General features: G+C 69.9%; 16 protein-coding genes and 1 pseudogene. 11 read left to right on the top strand and 6 right to left on the bottom strand.

Annotated features, from left to right (window positions below; translation table 11 throughout):
* A pseudogene (locus tag LZ199_RS44000) lies at window positions 1–201 on the bottom strand (DUF481 domain-containing protein); the annotation flags it as partial.
* A gap of 184 nt (window positions 202–385) precedes the next feature.
* Here LZ199_RS44000 and LZ199_RS43995 point away from each other — a divergent pair.
* The 5 genes from LZ199_RS43995 (at window position 386) to LZ199_RS43975 (ending at window position 4,632) form a co-directional block, all read left to right on the top strand.
* Window positions 386–1,051 carry a hypothetical protein gene (locus LZ199_RS43995; RefSeq protein ID WP_253999825.1) on the top strand — a complete coding sequence of 222 codons (666 nt, stop codon included), beginning with the start codon at window positions 386–388 and terminating at the stop codon, window positions 1,049–1,051.
* Between the two features lie 62 nt (window positions 1,052–1,113).
* Entirely contained in the window at window positions 1,114–2,070 is a 957-nt protein-coding gene (locus tag LZ199_RS43990) for a GNAT family N-acetyltransferase (protein WP_253999824.1), read from the top strand.
* 20 nt (window positions 2,071–2,090) lie between these two features.
* The gene (locus LZ199_RS43985; RefSeq protein WP_253999823.1) at window positions 2,091–3,239 is read left to right on the top strand and encodes a hypothetical protein; all 1,149 of its coding nucleotides are present in this window, start codon (window positions 2,091–2,093) and stop codon (window positions 3,237–3,239) included.
* A gap of 20 nt (window positions 3,240–3,259) precedes the next feature.
* Entirely contained in the window at window positions 3,260–3,610 is a 351-nt protein-coding gene (locus tag LZ199_RS43980; RefSeq protein ID WP_253999822.1) for a YkgJ family cysteine cluster protein, read from the top strand.
* A gap of 53 nt (window positions 3,611–3,663) precedes the next feature.
* Window positions 3,664–4,632 carry a hydrolase gene (locus LZ199_RS43975; RefSeq protein ID WP_253999821.1) on the top strand — a complete coding sequence of 323 codons (969 nt, stop codon included), beginning with the start codon at window positions 3,664–3,666 and terminating at the stop codon, window positions 4,630–4,632.
* On the opposite strand, the gene LZ199_RS43970 is transcribed toward LZ199_RS43975, so the two are convergent.
* Window positions 4,629–5,243 (bottom strand): hypothetical protein, encoded by a 615-nt coding sequence (locus LZ199_RS43970; RefSeq protein WP_253999820.1) that lies wholly within the window; start codon window positions 5,241–5,243, stop codon window positions 4,629–4,631. The genes LZ199_RS43975 and LZ199_RS43970 overlap by 4 nt on opposite strands.
* Before the next feature lie 648 nt (window positions 5,244–5,891).
* Here LZ199_RS43970 and LZ199_RS43965 point away from each other — a divergent pair.
* Both LZ199_RS43965 and LZ199_RS43960 read left to right on the top strand, forming a co-directional pair.
* Window positions 5,892–7,052: a hypothetical protein gene (locus LZ199_RS43965; RefSeq protein WP_253999819.1), complete on the top strand. Its 1,161-nt coding sequence runs from the start codon at window positions 5,892–5,894 to the stop codon at window positions 7,050–7,052.
* Window positions 7,049–7,675 (top strand): hypothetical protein, encoded by a 627-nt coding sequence (locus tag LZ199_RS43960; protein WP_253999818.1) that lies wholly within the window; start codon window positions 7,049–7,051, stop codon window positions 7,673–7,675. The genes LZ199_RS43965 and LZ199_RS43960 overlap by 4 nt, the downstream gene beginning before the upstream one ends.
* Window positions 7,676–7,684: 9 nt before the next feature.
* Here LZ199_RS43960 and LZ199_RS43955 read toward each other — a convergent pair whose 3' ends face one another.
* Window positions 7,685–8,098 carry a DNA-binding response regulator gene (locus LZ199_RS43955; protein WP_253999817.1) on the bottom strand — a complete coding sequence of 138 codons (414 nt, stop codon included), beginning with the start codon at window positions 8,096–8,098 and terminating at the stop codon, window positions 7,685–7,687.
* A 12-nt stretch (window positions 8,099–8,110) separates the two neighbouring features.
* Entirely contained in the window at window positions 8,111–8,560 is a 450-nt protein-coding gene (locus LZ199_RS43950) for a DMT family transporter (protein ID WP_253999816.1), read from the bottom strand.
* 125 nt (window positions 8,561–8,685) lie between these two features.
* Here LZ199_RS43950 and LZ199_RS43945 point away from each other — a divergent pair, with 125 nt between their 5' ends.
* The gene (locus LZ199_RS43945; protein WP_253999815.1) at window positions 8,686–10,065 is read left to right on the top strand and encodes a DEAD/DEAH box helicase family protein; all 1,380 of its coding nucleotides are present in this window, start codon (window positions 8,686–8,688) and stop codon (window positions 10,063–10,065) included.
* Window positions 10,066–10,212: 147 nt separating this feature from the next.
* Window positions 10,213–11,430: a DUF790 family protein gene (locus LZ199_RS43940; protein ID WP_253999814.1), complete on the top strand. Its 1,218-nt coding sequence runs from the start codon at window positions 10,213–10,215 to the stop codon at window positions 11,428–11,430.
* A gap of 15 nt (window positions 11,431–11,445) precedes the next feature.
* Here LZ199_RS43940 and LZ199_RS43935 read toward each other — a convergent pair whose 3' ends face one another.
* Window positions 11,446–11,817: a helix-turn-helix transcriptional regulator gene (locus tag LZ199_RS43935; protein WP_253999813.1), complete on the bottom strand. Its 372-nt coding sequence runs from the start codon at window positions 11,815–11,817 to the stop codon at window positions 11,446–11,448.
* A gap of 125 nt (window positions 11,818–11,942) precedes the next feature.
* Between LZ199_RS43935 and LZ199_RS43930 the strand changes: the two genes are divergently transcribed.
* Entirely contained in the window at window positions 11,943–12,347 is a 405-nt protein-coding gene (locus LZ199_RS43930) for a response regulator (RefSeq protein WP_253999812.1), read from the top strand.
* Window positions 12,348–12,407: 60 nt separating this feature from the next.
* Entirely contained in the window at window positions 12,408–13,241 is an 834-nt protein-coding gene (locus tag LZ199_RS43925; protein WP_253999811.1) for a metallophosphoesterase family protein, read from the top strand.
* Window positions 13,242–13,349: 108 nt separating this feature from the next.
* Here the strand turns inward: LZ199_RS43925 and LZ199_RS43920 are convergent, their stop codons facing one another.
* Window positions 13,350–15,569, bottom strand: a complete 2,220-nt coding sequence (locus LZ199_RS43920) for a M4 family metallopeptidase (protein ID WP_253999810.1) — start codon at window positions 15,567–15,569, stop codon at window positions 13,350–13,352.
* Window positions 15,570–15,939 lie beyond the last annotated feature (370 nt).

Below are 15,939 nucleotides of genomic sequence, written 5' to 3'. Positions count from 1 at the left end.
CTCGGCGGCCTCGGCGGCGCGGGCGCTGGCCTCGGCGGCGCGCTCGGCGGCGGCGGCGGCGCGCTCGGCGGCGGCGGCGATGCGCTCCTCCGGCGTGGCGGCGACGGGGGCGGCCTGCGTGGCGGGCTCCTGGGCGGGAGCGGCGGGCGCAGGCGTCTGGGCCTGCAGGGACGTGGCAATCAAGAGGGCTGCGGAAAGCATCGGTTCTCCAAGGTTCTCGCGGTGCCGGCGGACAGAGTCCCGGAGCGCACCAGGCGTCCTTTGCCGCCCCCGGGGCCGGCGCGGCTCCCTTCCTGCTTCAAACACGCTGCGTGCGGCAATGGTTGATTGTCGTGGTTGTGCTTAATTCCGGGGGGGCCCGCTTCACCCAGGAGATTCGCATCCCATGAGGACCGCCCGCTTCGCGCTGCTGTGCACGCTGCTTCTGCCCGCATGGGCCGCCGCCCAGCGCGTCACCGTGCCGGTGGACGTGGGCGTGGGCCCCGCCGCCTACATGTTCTTCGGCCCCGTCTTCGACGACCAGCCCATCCACACCGGCGTGAAGCTCTCCGTGGAGGCGGTGCTGGACAAGGACTGGCTGAAGAAGAATCAGCGCGCCATTCCCTCCAAGTACCGGAAGTACGCGAAGAGCGTGGACGAGGTCCGCATCTCCCCGTCCATCTTCATCCCCGACTCGTTCATCATCTCCCCCAAGCTGAAGAACACCGGCATGTACGGCGTCACCTGGAAGCCGCTGGGGCTGGGGCTGCCTCTGACGGACGGCCCGGTGCGGCTGTCGGTGGGGGGCGGGCTGCTGTTGACGTATGCGTACCTGTACTCGGACACGCTGGCGAACACGCACTTCCTCCGGCCGGGCGCCGAGCTGGGCGTGGACCTGGAGCTGCAGTTCTCCAAGAACTTCCTCGTCAGCCTGGGCTGGGAGTCCGCACTCTACGTGCCCCAGGAGCTGGGCAGCCTGGGACTGCCGGACCGGGTGCGCGACGGCATCTTCCACGTGGGCCAGGCGTACCTCCAGCTCCACGTCCGCTTCCCGTACACCACGTTCCTGTAAGTCGAACCCAAGCCTTCCGGGTGGATGCGCGCGACGCCTGGGTGGGGCTACGTTGGCGTGACATGCACCTGGCCCTCGCCACCGATGCGCAGAAAGCCGAGAGAGACAGCGTCACCCATTCGGCCTGGGGCTCCCCGCTCACCATGGAGCAGTTCCACCAACGCGAGCTGCGGCTGCGCGGACACCCGTGGTGCCGGGAGGGGATGCGCACCTGGCTGTGGCTCGACGACGAGGCCCGGGTGCTGGCCTCCTGCGAGACGTTCCACACCGACAGCTACCTGCGCGGCCCCGACGGCGAGTCCACGCGCGGAGTCAGCCAGTCCATCGCCAGCGTCTTCACGGAGTCCGCGCTGCGCGGCCACGGCCATGCGACGCGGCTGATGGACGCCGTCGCCGTCCGGCTGGAGCAGGAGTCTTCACTCCACCACGCCGCCCTCCTCTTCTCCGACGTGGGCGCGGCCCTCTACCGCCGCTCCGGCTATCGCGAGGCCCCGGCGTGGGACTGGCACCTGTCCGCCGTGGGCGGCCTGTCCACGCACGCGGTGGACGCGCTCCTGTGCGACGGCGACGTGCCCCAGATGCTCGCGCGCATCCAGCGTCCCGACGTGCCCTTCTTCCTCTGGCCGAGCGCCGCGCAGGTGGACTGGCACCTGGAGCGGGAGCGCGCCTACTCGGAGCTCTTGCGCAGGCCGCGTCCCGAGGCGTGCGGCGCGACGGTGGGCAACTCCACCGCGCTGTGGGCGATGATGGCCCGGTACGGGGAGCTGGTGGTGCTGCTGCTCGACGCGGAGTCGGCGGAGGACGCCACCGCCCTGCTGGAGGCCGCGCGCGGCGTGGCCCACCGGGCCGGCCTGGCGCGCGTGGTCCTCTGGGAGGAGCCCGCCACCCTGCCCTGGGTGGCGCGGGTGCCTGGTGCCATCCGAGTCGCTCGGGACGGCTCGCTCCCGATGCTGCGGCCCCTGCGTCCCGGCCTGCCGCCGGCCGAGCGGGTGGCGTTCTCCCGCGCGCTCTGGGTGTGACGCACGGCTAGGATGCGCGCATGGCCAAGCGGACGCGCATCATCGAGGGCACCTGGAACTGCACGTCCTGCGACGCCAAGGACATCCTGGCCCGGCACAAGCGCTGCCCGAACTGCAACAACCCCCGCGAGCTGACGGGCGACGAGTCGGACTTCGACTTCGGCGACGTGGACGCGGAGAGCGGCAAGTCCCTGCGCGAGGGCGTGACGGACGACAAGGCGCTGGAGATTGCTCGCGCGGGCGAGGACTGGTTCTGCGCCTTCTGCGGCGCCGCGAATCGCGGAGACCAGCCCCGGTGCAAGCACTGCAGCGCGGAGCGCTCGGCGGACGCGAAGGCCGCGCCGCTCCAGGCGTTCGAGACGCCCGCGCGAAAGCCCCCCGCCGCGCCTCCGCCGGAGACGAAGCCGCGCTCCCTCAAGAAGTGGCTGTTTCTGGGGGTGCTCTTCACGTGCTGCTTCGGCTCGGGGCTGTACGGCATGTGGGCCCGGGCCACGCACGACTTCACCGGCGAAGTCACGGGGACGTCGTGGAAGGTCGCCGTGACACAGGAGCGCTTCACGCCCGTGCGGAAGACGGGCTGGGCGGACCAGTTGAGCCGGGTCAGCACGCGCATGCCCGTCAACGGCTCGGGGGAAGTGGCGGGCGTGGACAACGTGCGCGACTGCGTGGAGCGGCAGCGGGGCACGCGCAAGGTGGCGGACGGGACGGAGCGGGTGTGCCGCTCCAAGACGCGCCGGGTGGCGTGCGGCACCGAGGAGAAGTGCCGGCGCCGGGACAAGGGCAACGGCTTCGTGGAAGAGGTCTGCGAGGACATCACCAAGTACTGCAACGAAAGCTACGAGGACTGTCAGAACGAGACGCGCTACCGCAACGAGCCCGTCTACGCGCGCCAGTGCACGTACGACACCTACGAGTGGAAGCAGGTGGACCGGCGCGAGGCGACGGGGCAGGACGGCAAGCCCGCGTGGCCCTCGCTCCAGCCCGGCGCCACGGACCGGCAGAAACGCTCGGAGGAGTACGCCGTGCACATCCGCTACGAGGATGACGGCGTGAAGGAGACCGTGCTCGAGCCGAAGACGGAGCGGGACTTCCTGTCGTGGAAGAAGGGCCAGGGAGTCCTCGTCACGGTGACGAACTCCGGGGACTTGAAGAACGTCGTCCCACGTTGAGCGCCGGAGGGCCTCGCCCCATGGAATGCACACTCTGTGGCGCCTGCTGCGTGGCGCCGGACATCGCGGCGCTCGACAAGCCGCTGGGGCTGCGCTGCCCGCACCTCACCCAGGACAACCTCTGCTCCATGTACGAGAACCGGCCGAACATCTGCCGCGACTACCAGGCGGATGAGGTCTGCAAGCTCATCGAGGCACCCACGTTGGAAGAGCGCGTGGACAAGTACCTGGCCCTCTTCGGGCTCACCGACGAGGCGAAGGCCGTGAAGCAGCAGGGCTGTGCCTCCATGAAGCGGGCCCGACTCCAGACGTCGCCCGCGCAAGCCGCGCCCTCCCCCACCGAAGCGCCCGGTGGCGAACGACCCCGCTGAAGCGCGCGCCACGGCCCTTGTCCCCGTCCCCCCGACGGGACTATCCCGGAGCCGTGAACTTCCAGCCGACAGAGCCCTTCGTCGCCGCGCCGGGTCTGACGAACGAGCATGCGCAGACCATCTACGCGAACCTCGTGCGTCCCCGCCATGTCCCTCCGTTGAGGCGGGAGCGGCGCGAGCTGCCAGACGGGGACTTCGTCGACCTGGACACCTTCGACGGGCCCACCGGCGCGCCGCACGTGGTGGCGCTGCACGGCCTGGAGAGTTCGTCCCGGGCCGGCTACATCACCGCCATCCTCCGAGGCGCCGCGGAGCGCGGCTGGGGTGCCACCGCGCTCAACTTCCGCTCGTGCAGTGGAGAGCCCAACCGGCTGGCGCGCACGTACCACTCGGGCCACATCGACGATGCGCTCGGCCTCCTGCGTGACTTGCGCGAGCGGGCCACCGGGCCGCTGTTCGCCGTGGGCTTCTCCCTGGGCGCCAACGTGCTGTGCCGGTTGCTGGAAGACCAGGGCGAGGACGCGCCGGTGAAGGCCGCGGCTTCCGTCAGCGCGCCGTATGACTTGGACGCCTGCTGCAAGAAGCTGGATGGCCCCGGTCCCATCCACCTGGTGTACCGGGAGCGCTTCCTGCGGACGCTGAAGGGCAAGGCGCGCGCGAAGCTCAAGCGCTTCCCCAACGCCTTCGACGGCCGCGCCATGGAAGCGGCGCGCACGGTGCGGGCGTTCGACCATGCCGTCACCGCGCCGCTGCACGGCTTCGACAGCGCCGAGCACTACTACGCCGAGTCCTCCGCGGGCCCGAGGCTGCACGCCATCCGCAAGCCCACGCTGCTCATCAGCGCCGCGGATGACCCGATGCTGGAGTCACCCGTCATCCCGCTCGCCGCGAAGGACAATCCGCACCTGAGCGTGGTGGTGACCGAGCACGGCGGCCACGTGGGCTTCGTCGCGGGTCGCGCGCACCGTCCCCGCTTCTGGGCGGAGGACCAGGTGCTGGAGTTCTTCGCGACGCACCGCTAACCGAAGGACAGCAGGAACCCCAGCTTCGCCGTGGGCCGCACGGTGCGCAGCATCCACGAGCGCTCTTCTCCAGGCCCCACCGAGCCGCGAAGCGACTCGTCCAGGTCCTTCATGCTGGGGCCATACAGCTCCATGAAGCTCAGGCCGCCACGCAAGAAGAAGGTGAGGCGCCCGGGCGTGCGCAGCTCCAACCCCACGAGCGCGCTGGCGTACGTGTAGCCCACGCGCTCCATCGACGGCAGCGGCGGCAGGGACAGGTCCGCGAGCCTGCGCTCCAGGCCCTGCACGTCCGCGGGCTGCGCATGACCGACGTCCAGGCTGAAGGCCGGCGTCAGCTTGCCGCGCAGGGGCAGCAATGTGAGCCCCGCGCGAGCCCCCGCTCGGACACCGTTGTGCGTGGCCCCCAGATGCAGCCGCACCACCCGCGTCGGACTGAACGAGACGGACAGGCCCGCGCCCTCCGTCACCCCCGCGTCCAGCATCAAGCCAAAAGGCGCCAGTCGCTCGGGGTCCTGTGCCGTCCTCCGACGCACCTGCACCCCATCCGACGCCAGTGCCCCCTGTGCCACCAGCACGAACAGCAGCGCCATCACCGTGGACAACATCCCCATGCGTCGATTCCCCGCCCCAGCCCGCCGCGACGCTCCGCGGTCCCCATTCTTGCCAACCGACATCCACCGGACAGCTCCGGCAGCCCCTTTCCCTCCCAGGTGACGTCCGTCGCCCTGGCACCGCACTGCCCATCCCCCCCACCGCGCGCTGACGTCCTCGCGCGTGCCACCCCTTCGTGGCCCCTCCCCCCACCTCGAGGTGAACAGGCTCCGGTGGAAACCCCCGCTTCCACCGGAGCCCGGCTCGCCCGCCCCGCCACCCATCCCCGTCCACCTGCGCCACCGCTCGCGAGTCCCGAAGCCCCGCCGCGCCTGTCGCCAAACTTCCCCCTCACCGGCCCCCAACCCCACCGACGAACCCTGCCTCCCCACTCCAGGCACCGACTCGTCTCCGCCCAGCCCCTTGCACGACACGTCCCCGCCCCCAACGCCCCCCCACCGGACCGCGTCATCCCCCGCGCCATGAACCCATAGCATTCGCCGTGCCGACGCCCGCACGACGCCTGGAGCCAATGAGTTCGCGGAGTTGCGCGGCGGTAGTGAGCCTTGGGGGCGAGGCCTCCGGTCGGAACCGGAAAAATCTCCGGGCCTCCAGGGAGGGCGGCCTAACGTGCGTGCCCGTCGTCGTGACGAAGGGGAGGAATCGCTTTGCGCCTGCAAGTCGTCGCCACCGCCCTGCTTGCCCTCGGTGGGTGCTCACGCACCACGGAGGGGCCCTCGCCCGCGGTGGAGCGAGTCGTCAACCCCCGGACTCGCGTCTCCACGCTGACCCAGCTCTGCAACGCGCAGGGCGGGCAGACAGGCTGGAGCCTGGAAGTGGAGGGCAAGCGCTTCACCCCCGTGCCCGGCGAGGCACTCACGGACACTCCCACGGTGGAGCTGCCGCAAGTCACGCTGCGGGGGCCGTCCACGTACACGCTGTCGCGGAGCCAGGTCTTCTACGTGCGGCCGGAGCTGCTGCTCCTCAACGTGCCCACCCGCGACACCACGCCTCCGGTGGAGCTGCAGCCGGGCACCTATTCGGTGGAGGTCGCCAATCCCCTGGGCGGCACGGGCACACTGCCGGACGCGCTGACGGTGGTGCCGCCGCCCGCGTTGACGCGGGTGGTGCCTCCGGCGGACGGGTACTCGGCCACGGGCGCCAACCCCATCGTCCTGGAGGGCCGCGACTTCCAGCCAGGCACTTCCCCCATCATCTTCCTGCGCCGCGAAGGCGTGGCCGACCAGCCCCTCTTCTTCGTCACCGTCGTCTCCACGACGCGCATCGAGTCGGAGATTCCGCCGGGCACTCCCGAGGGCATCTACGACCTGGTCCTCACCCAGCCCGAGGGCTGCGCGGCCGTCGCGGTCGGCGGCGTCGACGTGGCCTACCCCCACCTGGGCACCCTCACGCTGACGCCGAGGTCCGGCAGCGAGCTGAGCAACACCCCCATCCGGATCTTCAATGCACCCACGGGAGCGCAACGCGGCTTCACGGACGTGCCGGAGCTGTTCGTGCTGGCCCCCTTGAAGACGGAGCCGACGCTGTCGCAGCGCATCCCCCTTCGCGCGGTGACGCGGGTGTCCGCCACGGAAGTCACCGCGGAGTTCCCCTCGTGCTCGGGCTTCGAGGAGCCGGGGGGTGACCCCAAGTGCCCCCAGGGCCTCGCGCCGGGCGGGCCGTATGCGCTCGAAGTCATCGACCCGAGCGGTGCAGTGGGCCTGGTGCCCGCGTCAGAGGGCTTCACCGTGGTGGCCGAGCCGACCGTGACGCTGACTTCCGAAGAAGGGGCCCGCCCCGTTCCGTTGTCTGGAGCGCTCCTGCCATGAACGCACTCATCCTCGTCGCGCTCACCGCGCTCGCCGCTTCCGGCTCGAAGCCCGCCGCCTCGACGGAGGGGGTTGGCGGAGGCCGCATCCTGCTGGCGCCGAAGGTGGGCTTCTTCAAGTCCACCGCCCCGCTGGGCGGCGACCTCTACCTGGGCCTGGAGCTGGGCTACGTCACGCCGCTCCTGAAGCGACGGCTCGCGGTGGTGATGGAGGTGAACTACCACCGGCCGCAGGCGTCGGGCGTGCTCACCGATTCGCAGCTGGGCGGCTTCGGCGCGCCCCCGCCGGATGGGAGCTACACGCTCGCGGTGCGCGAGGTGGCCTTCCTGCTGTCGGCGGTGTTCCGCTTCGAGCGGGCGCTGGGCTCGCTGACTCCGTACGTGGGCGGCGGGCCGGGCCTCTATCTGCACCGCGCCACGTCCGACCTCTTCGGCGCCACCGCGTCGGAGAGCGGCGGCGGTCTGGGGCTGCAGGCCCTGGCGGGACTGGAGCTTCCGCTGGGCCCGGGCGGCCTCTTCCTGGAGACGCACTACCACCTGGCCCCGCTGGACTTCGTCACCACGGGCGACGTGAATGTCGGGGGCTTCCTCGCGGGGGGACTGGGCTACCGCCTGCGCCTGTGAGGCGAAGGCTCAGGCCCGGCCGACGGGCGGGCGCAGCACCCTCAGCACTTCCTGGGCGACCAAGTCGCGCACCGCGGTCCTCAAGGAGTCGAGGAGCTGGTGGAGGGACTCGGTGGAGTCACCGGGCGCGTCGATGACGCGCTCGTGGCTGCCGTCGAAGATGCGCATGCGGCCCGGCACCAGCGCGATGACCGGTTGCGTCGGGTGCCGCTTGCGCAAGAGCCCGAGGAACAGCGGGTGGTCCTCGTCCTGCCTGCGCAGGTCCACCACCACGAGCGCGGGCGGCGCGGTGGTGATGGAGGCGAGCGCGTCGTCGGTGTCGCCGGTGGCGGAGATGAGCAGGCTCTCGTCATCGACAGCGAGCACGCGGCGCAGCAGCTCGCGGGACGCGACATGGGGGCTGGCGATGAGGACGCGACGCATCTGCCGGGAAACCTAACCCTTCCAGACGGCGATGGCCGCACCGGAGAAGGCGACCGCCGACCCCAGCACCCGGGCGAGCGTGGCGGGGCGGTTCTCCACCATTGCATCCCAGACGAGGCTGGTGGCGAGCTGCGCGGCCATGAGCAGCAGGACGGACTGCACGGCGCCCACGCGGCCGATGGCCCAGGGCATGCCGACGACGATGACGACGCCACACAGCCCTGGCAGCAGGTGCCAGAAGGTGAAGCCGGAGAAGCGGCCCTGTGTGGACGCGGCCTCGGGCCACAGGCCGGGCACCGAGCGCGCCACGGCGTACACGGCGAAGGTGGCCACCGTCGCCACCACCATGTTCATCAGCACCGCGCCCAGCAGGCCCCACTGGCCGGCGAAGCGCTTGTTGAGACCACCCTGGGCGACGACCGCCAGCCCACACAGTAGGGGAACGAGCGAGACAAAACGCATGGGCGCGGGTGGGTATCCCGAACGCGGGGCCTCCTGCAAGGAGACATGCGCGGCCCCGGTTTCCCTCTCGCCTTCTCATGAGGCTGGCGAAACGTGGATTGACCGGCTAGGTCCAGGCGACGCCCATGGCCGGCACCTGCGAGCTCCACTTCGACTGCGGCACGCTGGTGGCTCCCACGCTGCCGGAGGACGCGCGGCTGCTCGCCCTCTTCCAGAAGGACGGACGCACGGGGGTGTACCGCGCCCCGGCCTGGCACTACCGCGACGTGGTGCTGCGGCTGCGGGAGCTGGGCGTGGCGTACGAGGACCGGGCGAAGCGCTTCGAGCCGCTCGAGGCGGCGCTCACCGTGCCCATCCAGCCGTTTCCCCACCAGCGCGCGGCGCTGGACGCGTGGACGCAGGCGGGGGGCCGGGGCCTGGTGGAGCTGCCGACGGGCGCGGGCAAGACGCTGCTGGCGGTGCTGGCCATCGCCCACGTGAAGCGGCCCACCCTGGTGGTGGTACCGACGCTGGATTTGATGACGCAGTGGCAGGGCGTGCTCGCGCGCCACTTCGCCCTGCCGGTGGGGATGCTGGGCGGCGGGGTGAATGACCGGCAGCCGTTGACGGTGACGACGTACGACTCGGCGGCGATGCAGACGGAGTTCCACGGCAACCGCTTCGGCCTGCTCGTCTGTGACGAGTGCCACCACCTGCCGGCGCCCAGCTACCGCTTCATCGCGGAGGGCTCGCTGGCGCCCTACCGACTGGGGCTCACCGCGACGCTGGAGCGCACGGACGGCGGAGAGCGGGTGTGCGAGGAGTTGCTGGGTCCACGCGTGCACCGCACCGACATCCGCGAGCTTCAGGGCGAATACCTGGCGCCCTACGAGGTGAAGCAGGTGGCGGTGCCGCTGACGGCGGATGAGAAGGCGCGCTACGACGAGGCGCGGGCGCTCTATCTCAACTTCGTGCGCAAGCTGGGCGTGAGGTTGTCGGCGCCGGACGGGTGGGCGCGCTTCCTGGCGCAGAGCCAGCGCAGCGACGAGGGTCGGGCCGCGTACCGTGGCTATCGCGAGCAGCGCCGCATCGCCCTCACCTCCAGCGGCAAACAGGAGGTGCTGTGGCGCATCCTCCTGGAGCACCGCGAGGACCGGGTGCTCGTCTTCACCGACGACAACGAGACGGTGTACACGCTGGCGCGAAGGCTGCTTCTACCCGCGCTCACGCACCACACGCCCGTGCCGGAGCGCAAGGCGCTGCTGGCGGCCTTCTCCTCCGGCGAGCTGCCCGTGCTGCTCACCTCGCGCGTGCTGAACGAGGGTGTCGACGTCCCGGAGGCTCGGGTGGGCGTGGTGCTCAGCGGAAGCGGCAGCGTGCGCGAGCATGTGCAGCGACTGGGGCGCATCCTACGCAAGCGCCCGGGGAAGCGCGCGCTCTTGTACGAGGTGTGCTCCGCGCAGACGGCGGAAAGCGGCATCAGCGAGCGGCGGCGCCAGCATGACGCCTACCAGGAGGAACCCTGAGGTGAGCGCGCGCTCGTATGAAGTGGGCCCAGCGCAGGCGACGAACAGTGCCGACGCCAGCATGTCTCCCATCGGGATGCCCTCCGAGGTGCTGACACCCACGCGGCCTCATGGACTGTCGCGCCTTGGCCTCGCGCGAGGCCCGATGTGCTGACGCGCGAGCTGCTCGCCTTCCGCGTGAGCAAGGGCGTCCTGCGCCCGGTCTTCGTGAAGCGCGATGACGAGGCCTTGCTGTCCCTCGCTTCGGACCTGCTGGCCACCGTGGAGTCTTCACGGGGCGAGACGTGCGACGACGTGGAGGAGACGCTGGGCCTGTCCGCCGGAGCCTTCGCCCGCCCCAAAATCGCGCGCGGACTGGTGAAGCTGCTCGTGGACCGGCTCGTCTTCGAAGAGCCCGCCCCCGGCGCCTCCGAGGCCCGCTGGGAGCACTTCAAGACGGCCGCCCGAACCCTGCGCACGCTGACGCCCGACACCTCCGTGGAGGGTTATGAGGCGCGCCTGGAATCAGCCCTGGGTGTCCCGCTGACAGACGCGCGCACCGCGCTCTACGCGGACCTGCCCGGCAATCGGAAGCTCTTGGGCTGGGATGGAGACGTGCCCACGGCGCAGGTGCTCCTGGACCGCTACAACCTCGCGCTGGCCCAGGGGCCGCTGCTGTCGGCCCGGCGCCTGACGCTGCGCGCTCGCTCACCGGAGCTGCTGCGCGTGCGCAAGGTGCTGCGGTGGCTGAAGTTCTGCCGCCTCGTCGCGGAGGTGCGACGCGACGGTCCGGACTGGGAGCTGGAAGTGGAAGGCCCGGGCTCCATGCTGGCGATGCAGAAGAAGTACGGCCTGCAGCTCGCCTCGTTCCTGTCCGTCGTCCCGGTGCTGGAGCGCTGGGAGCTGAAGGCCACCGTGGAGCCCTCGCGACGCCAGGCCACGCTCACGTTGAGCGACAAGGACCCGCTCGTCTCTCCCCTACCCGCCGCGTTGGGCCACGTGCCCGAGGAGGTCGCCTCCCTGTCGGCGAGCTTCGTGGATGACGCTTGGGAGCTGGACCTCACGCCCCTGCCCCGGCACGTGGGCGCCGCGAGCCTGTGCGTGCCGGACCTGACCTTCCGCCACCGCGCGTCGCGACATGAAGTCGCCCTGGAGCTGTTCCACCCCTGGCACGCGAGCGCCCTGACACGCAGGCTCGCCGAGCTGCGCACCCGGCCCGACGCGGGACTGCTGCTCGGAGTGGACCGCGCGCTCCTGTCCAAGGAGCCCACCGAGCGCGAGACGCTGGAGGCCCACCCCCAGATCGTCCTCTTCCACGGGTTCCCCTCCGCGAAGAAGCTGCGCGAGCGCCTGGGAAAGCTGGAGGGCGCGCGCGCCGGTACGTAGGCCCGGGCCCGGAGGTCAGCCGTTGCCCTTGGGGCGGAACTGCGCGGCCAGGACGCTCAAGAGGCGGATGGCGCTGCGGTCCAATTGCTTCGCACGACGCAGGAGGCGGCGCAGCTCACCGGACTCGCCATACTCACTGGGAGGCTCCGCGGCCCACTTCACCTCTCCAGACGGCTTGAGACCCAGCGCCTCGTCCGCGGAGATGGAGAGCACCACGCACAGCCGGCGGAAGGTCTGGATGCTCGGCAACATGTGGCCGCGCTCCAGTCGCCCGTAGACTTCACTCGCGATACCGATGCGCTCCGCGACGTCGGCCTGCGTCAGATTCAGGCGGGTCCGGGCGAGTCGCGCAGCTCCTCCGAGGCGGGATGCGAGGGTCTTTTCCATGTTCGTTAACCTAACGGGTCTACCCATGTCGATATGACTTGAGAGGTTGGCATCCAAGAACTTCCCAGGTAGTCTTGAGGGAACCTGACCTGAGGCGTTCCCCTCAACCCGAGGACGTCGAAGCGATGACTGTGATTCCCGTGCTCACCTTCTTGTTCGTGGACGAAGACCCGCGCGCACTCGCCGCGCTGCGGCGACTCGCGAGGGACCTGCCAGGTGGGAAGCGCTACGCGCGAGACATGACCGAAGCGCTCGCGCTCGTGCGTGAAGAGGTGCCGCGCGTGGTGGTGAGCGGGGACCTGCTGCCGGATGGGGATGGGCTCGGTCTGCTGGAGCAGGTGCGCGCGCGCCATCCCTGCACGGCCTGCGCGCTCCACGCGGTACGCCCTCCGGCCCGGCCGTGTCTCCGAGGCATCACCTGGGTGGACCGCGCCGCGCCGCCGTCGGAGGTGCACGCCCTGCTGCGCGCCCTGGGCTCGGTGCCCTCGATGCCCTCGGGGCCCTCGGGCTCCGGGAAGTGCTCGGCCTGAGCCGTGGGCGCCCTCCGTGCGGCGCGCCCCGCCCGCCCGCGTTAAGGTGGCCGCGCCGCCATGAAGCTCTACGCCATCAGTGACTTGCACCTGCGCCACGCCGACAACCGGCAGGCCCTGCAGACCCTCCCCTTCTTCCCAGAGGACTGGCTCATCGTCGCGGGTGACGTGGGCGAGAGCCTCTCCGAGATGGACTTCATGCTGCGCACGCTGACGGCGCGCTTCCGGCAGGTCCTCTGGGTGCCAGGCAACCACGAGCTGTGGACCATGCCCTCCGAGCAGCCCCAGCTGAAGGGCGACGCGCGCTACCAGCGACTGGTGGCGCTGTGCCGCAGCCACGGCGCGCTCACGCCCGAGGACCCGTACCCTCGCTGGCCCGGCGAGGGCCCCCACCGCGTCCTCGTCCCCATGTTCCTGGGCTACGACTACTCGTTCCGCCCGGACCACGTGCCGGAGGACAAGGCGCTGGAGTGGGCGTGGGAGGATGACCTGCTGTGCACCGACGAGGTGCTGCTGCACCCGGAGCCCTACTCCAGTCGCTCCGCCTGGTGCGCCGCGCGCGTGGAGGCGACTCAAGCCCGGCTCGAGGCCCTGCCCGCGGGCTGCACCACGGTGCTCATCAACCACTACCCGCTGCGCTACGAGCACGTGCGCCTGCCGCGCATCCCCCGCTTCTCCATCTGGTGCGGCACGAAGCGCACCGAGGACTGGCACGCGCGCTACCGGGCCGAGGTCGTCGTCACCGGCCACCTGCACATTCCGCTGACGCAGTGGCGGGACGGCGTGCGCTTCGAAGAGGTGTCGCTCGGCTACCCGCAGCAGTGGAAGCACCGGGGCGGAATCGAGCGGTGCCTGCGCGAAATCCTGCCGGGCCCCGCCGTCCGCCCGCTCTGAAGCAGCCCCACACCCCGCACATGACAAAGCCCCGGACGTCCGTGAGGAAACGGACGACCGGGGCCTCTTCCGGCGCGACCCGAGGGCCGCGCCGGTCACGTCAGGTGCTTACTTGTGCGACGCGATGAACGCGATGCCTTCGTAGCCGCCCTTCGCGCCGAAGACCTCGATGTAGTACTTGCCGGCCGGCACGTTGATGAGGTTGCACACCTCGGACTGGTGCTCCTTCACGCTGCGGCAGTCGTAGTCGAACTTCGACGGCGCCGACGCCAGCTTGACGTAGATGTCCGGGTTGCCCTCACCCTCGCCCGTCTGGATGTAGAGGCTGTTGATGCCGGTGCCGGGCTTGCGCTCCGGAACCTGGATGGTGAACACGCGCGAGGAGCCCGCCGCGCCGGAGAGGTTCTTCACGGCCACGCCGCTCTGCACGGGCACGAAGCCACCCTTCCAGGTCACGGTCAGCGTCACGCCCGTGTAGGGGCTGAAGCCGTTGAGCATCACGTACCACTTGCCGTGGTTCGGCGTGGGGAACGGGCAGCTCTCCGCGTTGCCCGAGCGGTACGGACGGCAGTCGTACAGGCTCGTCGTCGGAGCATTGCCGTACCGGACGTACATGTCCGCGTCGCCCGTGCCACCGGAGATGGTGAACGTCAGGTCATACGCGCCTTCCGGCACCTCGACGTCCCAGTACTTCCGCTCGCCGCGGCCACCGGAGATGTCCGAGACGGGGACATCCTTCTCGATGGGGGTGGAGTCGATGATGATGGGAACGCCGACGCCCACGGCCTTCCAGGCGTTGCTCACCGACTCAATCTCGGCGGTCGTGTAGCCCAGCTGCGTCGCGGCCTGCTCGGTGGCGAGCTTGGCGGCCTCGAAGCCGGAGCCGGCCATCAGGATGTCCCGGTTGGCACGGTAGAAGATCTGCCCGGCCTTCTCGATGCCGATGCCAGCAACCACCGTCGTCGTCTTCGCGCGCGGGTGCGTGCCACCCTGCGAGAGGAGGTAGAAGGCCAGGTTGGGGATACCGGAGCTGTAGTGCACGTCCACGCCGGAGGAGTAGTCCGGGTAGTAGTCGAGCGAGTCGCCGTCCTGCGTGGGGTTCGCCATGTAGCGCAGGGCGTCGTTCGGGATGGACGGGGTCCAGATGTCGTCGCCCACCAGCCACGTGCGGGCGCTGACGACGCCGCCGTCGGCGAAGGACTCGCAGACCGCGCCGAAGATGTCCGACATGGACTCGTTCAGGCCGCCGGACTCACCGGAGTAGGTGAGGTTGGACTCGTTCTCCGTCACGGCGTGCGTCAGCTCGTGCGCCGTCACGTCCAGCGAGTTCGCCAGGTTGCTGGCGTTCACGCCGTCGCCATCGCCGTACACCATCTGGGTACCGTCCCAGAAGGCGTTCACGTAGGCGACGCGGTGGTGCACGGTGCTGATGAGGACGCCACCGGTGTTGTCGATGGAGTCACGGCCGTACTTCTCCTGGTAGCAGTCGTAGACGGTGCCCAGGTGGTCGTAGTTGGTGTTGACGACCGGGTCGGCGTGCTCGGGCTGCCCCTCGGAACGAACCAGCACACCCGGCAGGGTGGTGGTGTTGTTGCCGTTGTGCAGGCGGCGGTTGAGCGCCGTGTGGATGCGCGGCAGGCGGGCAATCACGTCGCCGTTCTTCGCGTTCACAATCACGTCGTCGCGAACCGGCGTTCCGTCGCGCTTCTCACCCGTCTGGGTGAGCTTGTACGACAGGATGAGCTGGTCGGAGTCGCGCCAGTAGACGAGCTCGCTCTCCTCCTGGATGACCAGACCCTCGTGCGTCTCGCGGTCGGCCTGGAGGGACGCCTTCGCGACCGACACGTCGACGCCGGCCTTGGCCTCCGCCTTCAGGTCGCTGCGGGTGTTGGTGTTCGCCGCGTAGACCTCACCGTTGCGGGTGTGGATGCGCAGCTCGCCGCCCAGCACGGGGATGTTGTTGACCCGGACGCCATAGCGGAAGTGGCTGTCGCCCTGAGGGTCCGTGTAGGCCTTCTTCAGGAACAGGTCGCCCGTGTTCAGGTGGAACAGGGGGGCCACGAGGGCCACCGCAGGGGCCAGCTCGGCCTCCCGCATGGACGCCGCGCCTGCGGGCGAAACTACCAGCTGACCCAGCTTGCCGGTGATGAACGTCGGGATGCCGGAGGCATCCTTGGCAAGAATCTTCGTCCCAGAGGACTCCAGGGCCGCGGTCTTGCTTGCGGTTTCCTGGGGCTTCGCCTCGGGAGCAGGGGTGGACTCGTTGCAACCAACAAGGAAGGACAGCGCCGCAACACCAAGTGCACCGCGCACTCGCTGATTCACCATTGTAATCCTCCTAAGCGGAAAGATTAGGAAGCACAGTGCCACGGGAGGGTTACGTATTTCAAGGTTGCGCGATAATTTTACTAAGTAGCCTATTCTCAAATTCCGAGTTTAGGGTAAATTACCCAGCCATTTCATGCACTTATGGGTGCCCTACCCGGTACTTTTGAAGAACCATGCGACGTAGTGGGTAACCCCAGCCCCCTCAGAATTTCCCGAAAAAGGCGTGACCGAAGACAGCCAGCCGGGGTCCGCGCGCGAGGCCAAGCGGCATTTTCCGCCGCATTTTCGACAGGAATTGAGGGTGGGAGGGATTCCGGCGTCCGAGTGGCGCGGCCATGCGTTTTCAGGCTCGCGCTCTACCACTGAGCTA

The organism is Myxococcus qinghaiensis, from assembly GCF_024198215.1.
GTDB classification, from domain to species: domain Bacteria; phylum Myxococcota; class Myxococcia; order Myxococcales; family Myxococcaceae; genus Myxococcus; species Myxococcus qinghaiensis.
This window is presented reverse-complemented; position numbering and strand designations above follow the sequence as displayed.

Bases quoted from the DNA above. Each gene is read 5' to 3' on its own strand.
- LZ199_RS43995 (WP_253999825.1), top strand. From the start codon at position 386: ATGAGGACCGCCCGCTTCGCGCTGCTGTGCACGCTGCTTCTGCCCGCA.
- LZ199_RS43990 (WP_253999824.1), top strand. From the start codon at position 1,114: ATGCACCTGGCCCTCGCCACCGATGCGCAGAAAGCCGAGAGAGACAGC.
- LZ199_RS43985 (WP_253999823.1), top strand. From the start codon at position 2,091: ATGGCCAAGCGGACGCGCATCATCGAGGGCACCTGGAACTGCACGTCC.
- LZ199_RS43980 (WP_253999822.1), top strand. From the start codon at position 3,260: ATGGAATGCACACTCTGTGGCGCCTGCTGCGTGGCGCCGGACATCGCG.
- LZ199_RS43970 (WP_253999820.1), bottom strand. From the start codon at position 5,243: ATGGGGATGTTGTCCACGGTGATGGCGCTGCTGTTCGTGCTGGTGGCA.
- LZ199_RS43960 (WP_253999818.1), top strand. From the start codon at position 7,049: ATGAACGCACTCATCCTCGTCGCGCTCACCGCGCTCGCCGCTTCCGGC.
- LZ199_RS43955 (WP_253999817.1), bottom strand. From the start codon at position 8,098: ATGCGTCGCGTCCTCATCGCCAGCCCCCATGTCGCGTCCCGCGAGCTG.
- LZ199_RS43950 (WP_253999816.1), bottom strand. From the start codon at position 8,560: ATGCGTTTTGTCTCGCTCGTTCCCCTACTGTGTGGGCTGGCGGTCGTC.
- LZ199_RS43945 (WP_253999815.1), top strand. From the start codon at position 8,686: ATGGCCGGCACCTGCGAGCTCCACTTCGACTGCGGCACGCTGGTGGCT.
- LZ199_RS43935 (WP_253999813.1), bottom strand. From the start codon at position 11,817: ATGGAAAAGACCCTCGCATCCCGCCTCGGAGGAGCTGCGCGACTCGCC.
- LZ199_RS43930 (WP_253999812.1), top strand. From the start codon at position 11,943: ATGACTGTGATTCCCGTGCTCACCTTCTTGTTCGTGGACGAAGACCCG.
- LZ199_RS43925 (WP_253999811.1), top strand. From the start codon at position 12,408: ATGAAGCTCTACGCCATCAGTGACTTGCACCTGCGCCACGCCGACAAC.
- LZ199_RS43920 (WP_253999810.1), bottom strand. From the start codon at position 15,569: ATGGTGAATCAGCGAGTGCGCGGTGCACTTGGTGTTGCGGCGCTGTCC.